General features: G+C 46.6%; 8 protein-coding genes. All 8 read left to right on the top strand.

Annotation, left to right across the window (positions count from 1 at the left end; genetic code table 11):
• Positions 1 to 99: 99 nt before the first annotated feature.
• Positions 100 to 1,566 carry an ABC transporter substrate-binding protein gene (locus AC1DPK_RS10515; protein ID WP_076269713.1) on the top strand — a complete coding sequence of 489 codons (1,467 nt, stop codon included), beginning with the start codon at positions 100 to 102 and terminating at the stop codon, positions 1,564 to 1,566.
• A gap of 80 nt (positions 1,567 to 1,646) precedes the next feature.
• Positions 1,647 to 2,585: an ABC transporter permease gene (locus AC1DPK_RS10510; RefSeq protein ID WP_179089866.1), complete on the top strand. Its 939-nt coding sequence runs from the start codon at positions 1,647 to 1,649 to the stop codon at positions 2,583 to 2,585.
• A 50-nt stretch (positions 2,586 to 2,635) separates the two neighbouring features.
• Positions 2,636 to 3,550, top strand: a complete 915-nt coding sequence (locus AC1DPK_RS10505) for a carbohydrate ABC transporter permease (protein WP_076269714.1) — start codon at positions 2,636 to 2,638, stop codon at positions 3,548 to 3,550.
• A 32-nt stretch (positions 3,551 to 3,582) separates the two neighbouring features.
• Positions 3,583 to 4,902, top strand: a complete 1,320-nt coding sequence (locus AC1DPK_RS10500; RefSeq protein ID WP_076269715.1) for a glycoside hydrolase family 125 protein — start codon at positions 3,583 to 3,585, stop codon at positions 4,900 to 4,902.
• Entirely contained in the window at positions 4,899 to 8,030 is a 3,132-nt protein-coding gene (locus tag AC1DPK_RS10495; RefSeq protein ID WP_477510248.1) for a beta-galactosidase, read from the top strand. Before AC1DPK_RS10500 ends, AC1DPK_RS10495 begins: the two co-directional genes overlap by 4 nt.
• A 20-nt stretch (positions 8,031 to 8,050) precedes the next feature.
• Positions 8,051 to 10,789, top strand: a complete 2,739-nt coding sequence (locus AC1DPK_RS10490) for an alpha-mannosidase (protein WP_477510247.1) — start codon at positions 8,051 to 8,053, stop codon at positions 10,787 to 10,789.
• A 252-nt stretch (positions 10,790 to 11,041) separates the two neighbouring features.
• Positions 11,042 to 11,281, top strand: a complete 240-nt coding sequence (locus AC1DPK_RS10485) for a YolD-like family protein (protein ID WP_076269718.1) — start codon at positions 11,042 to 11,044, stop codon at positions 11,279 to 11,281.
• A gap of 215 nt (positions 11,282 to 11,496) precedes the next feature.
• Positions 11,497 to 12,729, top strand: a complete 1,233-nt coding sequence (locus tag AC1DPK_RS10480) for an aminopeptidase (RefSeq protein ID WP_477510246.1) — start codon at positions 11,497 to 11,499, stop codon at positions 12,727 to 12,729.
• The last annotated feature ends 35 nt before the right edge of the window (positions 12,730 to 12,764 follow it).

The following is a 12,764-nucleotide window of genomic DNA, read 5'->3' as shown; positions in this document are numbered from 1 at the left end:
GCCCTAAAACGCATCGCGAATTAAGGTCAGAGCAATAAAGTAAGCGTATGCTTACGCAATTGAATTGTGCTTCGTAACTAGACATAGGGAGGACTTACAATGATTAGAAACAAAAAGAGATTTATGCCGGCGCTTGCGCTGATGCTGGTCATGTCAATCGTGCTTAGCGCGTGCGGCGGAAGCAAAAACGAAGGTGAAGGCACTGCAGAGAAACCAGTAGAACTGCTCTGGTACACAATTGGTACGCCTCAAAAAGATGTGGACAAGGTTATGCAGGAAGTAAGCAAATATACAGCAGAAAAAATTGGTGTTACGGTTAAAATGAGCATGATCGACTGGGGCGATTACTCACAGAAGCTGCAAGTTATGACGGCTTCCGGTGAAGCAGTAGACATTATGTTTACGTCTTCATGGGCGTTTGACTACGTGCAGAACGCAAGAAAAGGCGCATTCATGCAAATCGATGATTTGTTGAAATCGCACGGTCAAGGCATCGTCGATACACTTGATCCTGCCTTCCTTGAAGGTTCCAAAATTGACGGCCACAACTATGGTATCCCTGCTAACAAAGAGCTGCCAGCACAAGAAGTATGGCGCTTTAACAAGCAGTATGTAGACAAGTACAAAATCGATATTTCAAAAGTAAACACACTTGAGAGCCTTGAGCCATTGCTCAAAACGATCAAAGAAAACGAACAAGGCGTATATCCTTTCGCGGTTGATAAAAACCAAATGCCTTACGTGCCATATGACTATGTAATCGAGAAGCTTCCAATGGCTGTTTCCCTTGATACAAAGGATTACAAATTGGTTAACGTTCTAGATACACCAGAAATGAAACAAGCGTTGACTACAATGCACAAATATTATAAAGCAGGCTACATTCCAACTGAAGCAGCAACAATGGATTCGATGACAGATGTTCAAACGACTGGCAAATGGTTCTCAGACCGTGCGACAACTCAGCCTTTCGCTGACAACCTATGGTCTGCAAGCTATGGCTACCCAGTAGTTTCAACACCAGCAAGCAAAGCGCTTATTTACAACTGGTCTGTTATGGGCTCGATGCAAGCTATTTCGGCTAACTCGAAATATCCGGAAAAAGCAATGGAATTCCTAAACTTGCTTAACACAGATCCAGTGCTTCGCAACATGATTGATTCCGGTATCGAAAACGTTCATTACAAGAAAACAGGCGACAATGTTATGGAAAACCTTGATGAGTCAAAAAACTATGACATGCCAACATTCTCACTCGGTAACGTAATGCTTACGTACTTGAATACAACAGATCCTACGAACAAGTGGGAAGAGTTCAAGAAGTTTAACGATGCAGGAACACCAGCACCTCTTCTTGGCTTCAACTTCGATCCGTCGAAAGTAACGACTGAAATTGCTTCCGTACAAAACGTAAGAGAAGAGTTCTGGGCACCGCTTATGACAGGAACAGTTGATCCTGAGACTTACATCAAACGTGCAAATGAGAAATTTAAAGCAGCTGGACTTGATAAAATCATGGCTGAAGCACAACGTCAGCTTGACGAATGGAAAGCGGCGAACAAGTAAACATGCGGGAGGTATGAAGCGAATGCACGGCATTCGTTTCATACCTTTGCTCATTAATCTGACAACTGAGAGGTGATCACGTGGGAGCCATAGGACGGTTTTTTAAAGATATTAATAAAAATAAAGCGATGTTGATTATGGTGCTGCCAGCAACAATCTGGTTCATATTCTTCTCTTATTTGCCGATGGCCGGTATGGTTATTGCGTTTAAGGAGTACAGATACAGCCGGGATGGATTTCTTGCCAGCATTATCGAGAGTAAGTGGGTAGGCCTGCAAAACTTTAAATTTCTATTCAGTACCAATGATGCTTACATCATTACACGCAATACCGTCGTTTATAACATCTTCTTTATCGTGCTTGGTCTAGTCATTGCCGTTGCAATGGCGATTATGCTCGCTGAGATTACGAACAAGAAATTAGCAAAAGTATATCAAACAGGTATGTTTCTTCCATACTTCTTATCATGGGTTATCGTCGGTTATTTCGTATTCAGCTTCCTGAGCTTGGATAAAGGCGTTGTGAACCAAGTGTTCAACTGGTTCGGCATCGATCCGATAAACTGGTACTCTGATCCAACCTATTGGCCGATTATTATCGTCGTCGTTTTTCTTTGGAAATCAGTCGGCTACAACAGTGTCATCTATTTGGCAGCCATCATGGGTATTGATAAATCCCTTTATGAAGCGGCAATGATCGATGGCGCAAATAAATGGCAGCAAATTCGCAGCATTACGATCCCGATGCTTACACCGCTCATTACAATATTGACGCTGCTTGCAATCGGTAAAATCTTCTATGCGGATTTCGGACTGTTCTATCAAGTGCCAAGGGACTCTGGAACACTCTACAGCGTAACGAATGTTATCGATACTTATGTGTATCGCGGATTGAAATCAACTGGTGAAATCGGTATGAGTACAGCAGCAGGCTTGTATCAGTCGATCATTGGATTTGTACTCGTTATTACATCGAACGGAATTGTTCGTAAATTCAACAAAGACAATGCTTTGTTCTAGTCTAAAGGCTTTACTGCTGGAACAAGCATTGCGCAGGGAGGAAAACCGCTATGTCCGCTCAAACGAAAACCCGCGACTTTCATAGGTTGACGCCCATTTGGAATATAGGATTCCATTCCGTGGCTGGTATTTTTGCATTGTTATGTGTATTTCCTTTTCTATTCGTCACCATCATTTCGTTTACGGATGAGGCGACGCTAGCTAAAAACGGCTATTCGCTTTTTCCTGAAAAATGGAGCTTTGAGGCTTACAGCTATTTATTTAAAGCGGGGGATCAACTGCTTCGCTCTTATGGGGTAACGATAGCTGTTACCGTTATTGGTACTGTCATTGGTGTTGTATGTACAGCGCTTTTCGCTTACGCAATCTCACGTAAAAGCTTTAAATATCGCGGTTTCTTCGCATTTTTCGCCTTTTTTACGATGCTATTTAACGGTGGTCTCGTGCCGTCTTATATTGTAGTTACACAGCTGCTTGGACTTAAAGATTCCATTTGGGCGCTTATTTTACCGCTTGCGGTCAACGCTTTCTACATTATGATCCTAAGGACATTCTTCTCGACCATGGTGCCAGATGCTATTATAGAATCAGGCAAAATCGATGGTGCGGGAGAATTTGGAACCTTCTTCAAGCTGGTGCTGCCTTTGTCGCTTCCAGGGCTTGCAACCATCGCTTTGTTCAGTACACTAGGCTATTGGAATGATTGGTTTAACGCCTTGCTGTACATTAACACGCCGAATTTAGTGCCGCTTCAGTCGATGCTGATGCGGATCGAGAATAGTATGCAATTCATTATGCAAAACTCGCAAAATGCGTCGCTCAGCACCGGTTTGCTGCAGTCGATGCCGCAGGATACTTCGCGTATGGCGATGGTAGTGCTGGCAACAGGCCCAATCGTATTCGCTTATCCGTTCTTCCAAAGATATTTCATTCAAGGCTTGACGGTTGGTGCCGTTAAGGAATAATTACGAATCATATTTCTAAAGGAGCAAATACGATGGAGCAATTTAGATTACCGAAAATTCCGATGCCTGAGCTAACGCTGCCGCAGGCGATTCAAGACGTGCTGAAGGAAGCGGAGCAGAAGCTGGCACATCGCCCGAAGCTGCTTCAATTGTTCAAAAATTGCTTTCCGAATACGCTGGAAACAACGACAAAGCTGATGGACGATGGTACGACATTTGTAATCACGGGCGATATCCCTGCGATGTGGCTTCGTGATTCCGTCGAGCAAGTGATGCACTACGTTCCATTCGCGAAACATGATAAAGATTTGCAAAGAATTCTTAGTGGTTTGATTAAACGCCATATTTCCTATATTCAAATCGACCCTTATGCGAATGCGTTCAATGAGTCCGCTAATGATTGGCACTGGAATACTACGGATGAAACGGATATGTCTCCATGGGTATGGGAGCGCAAGTTCGAGCTTGACTCCATTTGTTTCTCCATGCGTCTCGCGCATGCTTACTGGAAAGAAACGGAGCTGACGGATATTTTCGATTCCGGCTTCAAAGCTGCGATGCGCCGCATTGTAGAGCTTTGGAAGACAGAGCAGCGCCATTTTGAACAATCGCCGTACCGTTTTACTCGTGATAATGGCATTCCAACTGATTCACTTCGCAATTCTGGTCTAGGCATGCCTGTAAACTACACGGGTATGATTTGGTCAGGGTTCCGTCCAAGCGATGATGCATGTGATTTCCATTACAACATCCCGGATAACATGTTTGCGGTTGTTACGCTTCGTCAAATGGAGGAAATAGCGGAATGGGTATTCCGTGACATGGATTTCCTGAAAGAATTGAAAAAGCTAGAAGAGGATGTCAACCATGGCATTCAGCTTTACGGTATTTATCAGCATCCGGAATTCGGACCTATTTATGCTTATGAAACGGATGGTTTCGGCAACTACTGCCTGATGGATGATGCAGGAACTCCGGGCTTGATCTCGATCCCTTACCTTGGTTATGTGGATGCGGAAGACCCGATTTATGTGAATACGAGAAAGTTTGCTCTAAGCAAACATAATCCTTTCTACTATGAAGGAACGGCAGCAAAAGGTATCGGCAGCCCGCATACGCCTCCAGGCTACATCTGGCATATGGCATTGTCGATGCAAGGCATTACAGCTACTAGCAGCGAAGAAAAGCTAGATTTGATTGCGATGCTGGAAGCGACTGACGCGGACACAGGCTACATGCACGAAGGTTTCCATGCGGATGATCCAACTGTGTTCACGCGCAAATGGTTCGCTTGGTCGAACAGTCTTTTCTCACAGCTTGTCTATCAAGCGATGAAGGATGAGATTCTATGAGCATGATTATTTTCTATGATCCATCGTTTCCAATCGATTCTCGCATAAGCTCGGATGCGGAAGGACAGCTTCTGCAAATCGGCAGCGTCGTTCGCGCGAATAATCTTGGAGCGGCACTCGCTGCTGCAGATGGCGGAAGCTTTATAAATATGCATGCACCGTATTTCCCTAAGCAAGCATGGTCTGAAATTTTAGCCTACTTAAAGCGCGGTGGAGGTTTAATCAGCATCGGCGGCGTTCCATTCAAAAAACCAGTTTCGAAAAACGAAGCTGGCGTTTGGGAGCCAGAATCTGAGCAAACCGCCTATCACCGCGAGCTTCATATTCATGAGGCTTTGCCTGTAGATGCAGCACCGATTATGAAATTCCGTGCAATGGAAGATTTTCCGTTGATGCAAGGCAAAGAATCCATGTTTGAGGTTTCAAGCACTTGGAATCTAGTGCCGCATGTAACCAAAACGAGTGATTTGCCGCATCAGATGGGTTCCGCTGGACCGATGGATGCACAATTGTACCCGCTTCTAAAGGGTGTTTCATCTGAAGGAAGAGAAGTAGCAGCACCTGTCGTACTATGGGAGAACACGAAGGGAATGTTCGCAGGCGCGCGCTGGTTGTTCGTAAATCAGCCGTTAACGGAGCTATTCTGGCAAAGCGGAGGAGCGGACGAGCTTCGCCGCTGGTCGGAATTCTGCTCAGCAGGCGTAACAGAGCTGTGGCTGAAACCTAATTATGCGTCCTTCGAGCTGGATGAGCGTGCGATGCTGACGCTGCAAGTACAACAGCTTAGCCGTTATGCTTCTGCGACAGATTTGCCAGCTGTAAGTTGGAACTTTTCGATTACGATCCAGCATGAAAGCAAGCCAGATGAGCGGTGGACGAGCAGCATCAAAGCGGAAGCGGCGAGCAAACAGCTTATCGTTCGTATTCCCGTTCCTCTAGCAATCGTGAGCGGTTACTACAAGGTGGATTGTATCGCGGAGTCAACGGATGGAGAAGTTCGTATTCTTCGCCAAGGCTTCTGGGGTTTTGATGCTGAACTGCTTGCAGAGGGAACTCCGGTTACGAGCGAACGCGATTATTTCGTAAAAGATGGCAGACCGATGCCGGTTGTCGGCATGACCTACATGACATCGGATGTTGCACGCAAGTTTTTATTTTTGCCAAACGCATCGGTATGGGATCGTGATATGGCTCAGATGCGCAAAGCAGGCATCAACTGGATTAGAACCGGCATATGGACAGCTTATCGCAATATTATGCAGGTTGATGGCCATGCATCAGAAGAAGCGCTTCGCTCCATTGATGCGTTTCTGCTTACGGCCAAACGCCATGATTTGCAGGTAACCTTTACTTTCTTCTCATTCACTCCGGAAACTTGGGAAGGCCAAAATCCTTATCTCGATCCGCGGAGTTTAGAAGCACAGAAACGGTTTATCCGCTCGATCATTTCGCGCCACAAACAATCGAAGCATGTCGATTGGGATTTAATTAACGAGCCGTCAATGTTTGATCCTCCTCGTATTTTTTCTGATGGACCAAGATCAGCACGCGATCCATTCGAGCAGGCGGCCTATGCAGCTTGGCTTAAGGAACGCCACGAATCTGTGGAGAAGCTGCAGAAGCTATGGAATATGACGCCAGAGCAGCTGCCGAGCTTTGAAGCGGTGAAAGTGCCTGAGCCAGAGGAAATCAACTTTGACGTTCAAGATATGCATCAAGGCAAGAAGGGTACGCGCTGGCTTGATTATGTATTGTTCTCCATGGATATGCACAATCGCTGGGCACAGGAGCTGTACCAGGCCATTAAAGAAGAATGTCCGGATCATATGGTTACGGTCGGACAGGATGAAGCGCTTGGCGCGCAGAGGCCTTCACCATTCTTCTATGGCGAGGCTGTCGATTATACAACCGTGCATTCCTGGTGGTTGAATGATCATTTGGTTTGGGACAGTATTTTTGCTAAGACGGCAGACAAACCGAATTTGGTGCAGGAAACGGGCATTATGTACGTGGAAACACCAGAAGGACGCGCGAAACGTTCGGAAGCAGAACTACGCGATATTCTTGAGCGCAAATATGCCTATGCTTTTGCAACAGGTGGCGCAGGTGCGGTGCAGTGGATTTGGAATACGAATTTCTATATGGACAATGCGAATGAATCGCACATTGGCGCACTTCGTGCAGATGGCACGGAGAAACCTGAGGCAAATGTATCTTATGATTTCGGACGCTTCATGGGTGAAATCAGAGATTTGTTCAGAGGGCGGGAGCTTGAGGATACCGCAGTCGTTTTCCCTTATTCCAATGATTTCTCCAATCGCAAGCTGGCGTTTGATGCAACAACTAAAGCAACGCGAGTGCTGGCGTATGAGCTGAACAAGCCATTCCGCGGCGCTTCGGAATATCACCTGGACGAGCTGGAAGCAAATCCGGTTAAGCTTGTTATTGTACCAAGTGCCCATAATATAGAAGATGCTGCAATGAACCAGCTGCTTAGCTACGTTGAACGTACAGGAGCAACTTTGCTGCTGACTGGTCCAACAAGCCTTGATGCATACTGGCGTCAAGTCGATCGTCATGATGAGTTGTTTGGATCAAGAGAGCTTGTCAATGTACGCCGCGAAGAACTGCTTCGCATCGGTGATCGTTTGCTGCCTGTTTCTTATGGCAATCGGAGAATTGCTCAGGTATGGAAGGAAGCGCAAAAAGGAACGTCTGCAGCTGAAGTCGATCAGCTTATCGAGCTATCGCACGGCAAAGGAAACATCCTTTGGTGTCCGCTGCCAGTAGAGCTGAATGATCGCATTGAGCCGATCTCAGCCATTTATGAGTTTGCGCTCACCTATGCAGGCTGCAGCGTGGAGCTGGATTGGATTAAAGGCGGACAACTGCCAGGCGTTTATGGTCGTAAACTGTCCTTCCAAGACGGCGCGTTATTCACATTTGTATCCGAGTTCAGCTTGGATGTTGATATTGAGGTGAAAGACCCTGTAACCGGCGTTTCCTACGCTTTTACGCTGGAGAAGGAACGGTCTGTACTCTTTGCAGTGGATAAAAACGGTCAGCTGCTGTCCGTTTACCGACCTGATCAGGTGAATGTGAACGTAATTCCTGCAAACAACGATTAACAAGAAGAGGTGTTCTAGTGATGAAAGACAAACGAACAGCCCATATCATCTCGCATACCCACTGGGATCGGGAATGGTATTTGCCATATGAGAAGCACCATGTATTGCTAGTGAAATTGATGGATACGCTGCTTCATACACTCGATACGGATCCGGACTTCAAAAGCTTTTATTTGGATGGCCAAACGATCATTTTGGAAGATTATTTGCAGGTTCGCCCAGAGAATCGTGAGCGCCTGGAACGTTATATTAAAGAAGGCCGTATTCCGATCGGGCCTTGGTATATTTTGCAGGATGCCTTCCTGACAAGCAGTGAAGCGAATCTTCGCAATCTGCAAATCGGGCATCAGGATGCAAGCCGTTATGGAACGATTGCCAAAGTTGGATATTTTCCAGATACGTTCGGAAATATCGGCCAAGCTCCGCAAATTTTGCGTCAAGCCGGCATCGATAATGCGGTATTTGGCAGAGGCGTGAAGCCAACGGGCTTTAACAATACAGTAGCAGATTCCGATTATGAATCTTCCTTCTCTGAGCTGATTTGGGAAGGGCCAGACGGCTCGCAAGTGCTGGGCGTATTGTTCGCCAACTGGTACTGCAACGGCATGGAAGTGCCTACAGATGAAGCAAGCGCCAAGGAATATTGGGAGCGCAAGCTGGCTGAGGCAGAGAAGTATGCTGCTACAGGCCAATTGCTGTTCATGAACGGATGCGACCATCAGCCGATTCAGCAGGATCTGTCTACTGCGCTGAAAACAGCAAGAGAGCTTTTCCCTGATACAGAATTCATTCATTCGAATTTCCAAGATTATTTGGCGTCGGTGAATGCTTCGCTTACACGCGAGCTGTCTGTCGTGAAAGGCGAGCTTCGCAGCCAACGTACAGACGGCTGGTCAACGCTCGTGAATACAGCTTCCGCACGTGTTTACTTGAAGCAAATGAATCAGCTTGGTCAAGCCATGCTGGAGAAGGTAGCGGAGCCGCTTGCTGCGCTTGCTTATTCACTTGGCCACGAATACCCGCATCACTTGTTTACTTACGCTTGGAAAACACTGATGCAGAACCATCCGCATGACAGCATTTGCGGCTGCAGCGTGGACGAGGTTCACCGTGAGATGGTGACTCGCTTCGATAAGAGCCGTCATATAGCGGAAGCGATTATTGACGATAGCAAAGTGATAATTGCCGATGCGGTTGACACTTCCATATTTGAACAATATGGTGAAGATGCACTGCCGTTTGTTGTGTATAATACAACGGGCTGGGATCGCAGCGGAGTAGTAGAGGTTGAGCTGGACATCGCTCGCATTTACTTCCGTGATGGTTTGTCGCTGGATGAGATGAACAGGAAAATGTATGCTGTCGATGTAACGGGCAGAACGCTTGTTAATTCAAGCGGCGAAGCCATTGCGCATACAGCTTCTGATATGGGGCTTCAATTCGGTTATGATCTGCCAGATGACAAGTTCCGTCAGCCATATATGAGCCGCAAAGTGAAGCTGACATTCGAAGCAGCGGAAGTTGCTGCGCTAGGCTTGGCAGCTTATGGCTATGTTCGGAATGCGAAAGCAGAATTGCAGCCATCACAATCGCTGGTTGCTTGCGAGCATGCGCTTGAGAACGAATGGCTTCGAATTGATATCGCACAGGACGGATTGTTTAACTTGACCGATAAACGCAGCGGTCAAATCTATCGCGAGCTTGGCGTGTATGAGAATACAGGCGATATCGGCAACGAATATATGTACAAGCAGCCAACCGGCGAGCAAACGTTGACAACGAAGGGTGTACCTGCAAGCATTCGTCTAATCGAGAATACGGCATACCGTGCGGCATTCGAGATCGTTCATGAATGGGCAGTTCCTGCTTCAGCAGAACCATACTTCGAAGTTGAGAAGCAAGAGGCTGTTTATTTCCCTGAGCGGAAGTCACAACGTACAGAAACAACAGTTCCACTTACAATTCGGACTGAAATTGCAATAAGCCGCAAAGGCGAAGGGGTAGAATGGAAATCCTCCTTCAACAACCAAGCGAAGGACCACCGGGTTCGCGTATTGTTCCCAACAGATTTGGAAACAGCTGTTCATCAAGCGGACTCCATCTTTGAGGTTGCAACGCGTGATAACGAGCCGGCAGCAGAGTGGATCAATCCTAGCAACGCACAGCATCAACAGGCGTTTGTCGATGTGAGCGGCGAGCAAGCTGGTTTGACGGTTGCCAACCTTGGCCTAAATGAATACGAAGTATTGCGCGATGGACGTAACACCATTGCGATTACATTGCTTCGTGCAGTTGCTGAGCTTGGCGATTGGGGCGTATTCCCTACACCAGAAGCACAATGCTTGGGTGAGCAAAGCTTCAGCTTGACGATCCTTCCGCATAACGGCGACGGAGTTGCATCCGGCGCATATGCAGCGGCATATCAGTTCCAAGTGCCGTGGACGGTTAGCCAGACAGGCGTTCATGCCGGCAAGCTTGCTCCAAACGGCGCTTTATTCGCTTGGGACGGCAGTGGACTAGCATTCTCCTCCATGAAGGTGAATGAGCAATCTGGCGATTTCATGCTTAGATGGTATAATATGAAGCCTTCTGAAACGGCGCTTAAGCTGTCAGAAGCAGCAGCTGTGTCACTTGAACAAGCTTATAAAAGTAATGTGCTTGAGCATGAAGTCGAAAATCTTGCTGTAGATGGACAATCGCTGCTTGAAGTATCGGTTGGTCCTTGTGAGATTTTGACCATTGGGATTAAGCATTCATAAATAGTAACGAAGCCCTCTGCTATGGACTGCCATACGGAGGGCTTCTTTTTATTCAATAGAGAGGTTCAGGCTATGATCTCGCATTCCAATAATTGTTGCTGAAACTCTCGCAATATCGCTAACAGAGAAAGTTGCGGCATGCTATAATAGATATATTCGCGTAACTTAGATCGATAGGAACAGGGTCTCCTCGAGCGGAGGGGCCCTTTTTTATTGAAAATACGGGTACATACCTAGCAGGAGGGGAACAAGGTGGCAAAAGGACCAAAAAGGCCTACTAGAGATGAATTTGAGCTGGAAGAGCTGGGCGAGCGGCTGGTTGAAGCAAAGCAAGAAGGCACAGAGCTGCTTCTTACGATATGGGCTGCAGAGCAAGTAAGAGGTGTCATTACGGTGCTCGATTCAAGAACAAAAAAGGTTCATGTGGAATACATGGGCAGCGTAACAAAGGTTCCTTTCATGGATATTATGAAGGTGGAAAGCCCTTATTAATATCATAACCGGGCAGCAATAACATATGAGCTTTCTATAAAAGGTTTCCCTCGTTCATTCGTTGAGCGTTGGGGGCCTTTTTTTAAGCTGGAATATTGCCTAGATGGATATGTTCGAGCCTGCATCATTTGAGCAATTGTCCTTGGAGGATTATAATAGAAGAAGGTTATGGACGATGCAACAAATGAACTGATTATGAAGGAGGATTTACATACATGTATCCAACACCGCAACAATTAGAAAATTACGCAGAGCTGGTCGTTAAGGTTGGCGTCAACGTGCAGCAGGGACAAACGGTTGTTGTCATGGCACCAATTACAGCAGCTCCACTCGTACGGCTTATTGCATCTGAGGCTTATAAAGTAGGCGCAAAAAATGTCCATGTGGAATATAACGATGAGGAGCTTTCCCGCATCAAATACAAGCAGGCTCCTGAAGAGGCTTTCTCGGAGTATCCGATGTGGCGTGCCAAAGCTTGGGAAGAGTTTGTGGAAAATGGGGCGGCATTTATTACGATTTACTCTCCGAACCCAGACTTGCTTAACGATGTAGATGCGAAGCGCGTTGCAACAGCATCAAAAACAGCTTCAACTGCGCTTAGCGGCTATCGCGGTTCACTAATGAATCATACGAATGCTTGGTCGCTTGTATCCTATGCTACTCCGGAATGGGCAGCTAAAGTATTCCCGAATCTCTCACAGGAAGAAGCGGTGCAGAAGCTTTGGGAACGCATTGTTGATGCTACCCGGATTGGCCTTTCAGATCCTGTTCAAGCGTGGAAAGCGCATAATGCCAAGCTGCTTCAGATGGTTGAGCTGCTGAATGGCAAGCGCTACAAACAGCTTCAATATGAAGCGCCAGACACGAATCTGACGATAGACCTGCCGGATGGACATATTTGGTTAGGCGGCTCCAAAGCAAATGCAAAGGGCGTTTATTTTAATCCGAATATGCCAACGGAAGAAGTATTCACTATGCCAAATAAGGATGGTGTGAACGGAACGGTTCGCAGCACCAAGCCTTTGAATTACAACGGTCAAGTCATTAATGGCTTCAGTTTGACCTTTAAGGATGGCAAAGTAGTCGATCATTCCGCTGAGCAGGGATATGAGGCGCTCACTAATTTGCTGAACACGGATGAAGGGGCAAGACATCTCGGTGAAGTAGCGCTAGTGCCGCATGATTCACCGATTTCGAACTCCAATGTGACGTTTTTCAATACACTGTATGATGAGAACGCGTCCTGTCATCTTGCACTGGGTCAAGCGTACCCGGTCAATATCCAAGGCGGTACAAAAATGTCACCTGAGGAGCTTCTCGCTCATGGTGCAAACAGAAGCCTTACGCATGAAGACTTCATGATCGGCTCGGCTGATATGAATATTGACGGTGTGACGCAGGATGGCACTCGCGAGCCTATCTTCCGCAACGGCAATTGGGCGATTTAATTGTTTTGATTTCATGACGTCTATGTAAAAAGGCT

The organism is Paenibacillus sp. 01T424 (assembly GCF_056398745.1).
The sequence above is the reverse complement of the archived record's forward strand: the minus strand, read 5'-3'. Positions and strand labels throughout refer to the sequence as shown.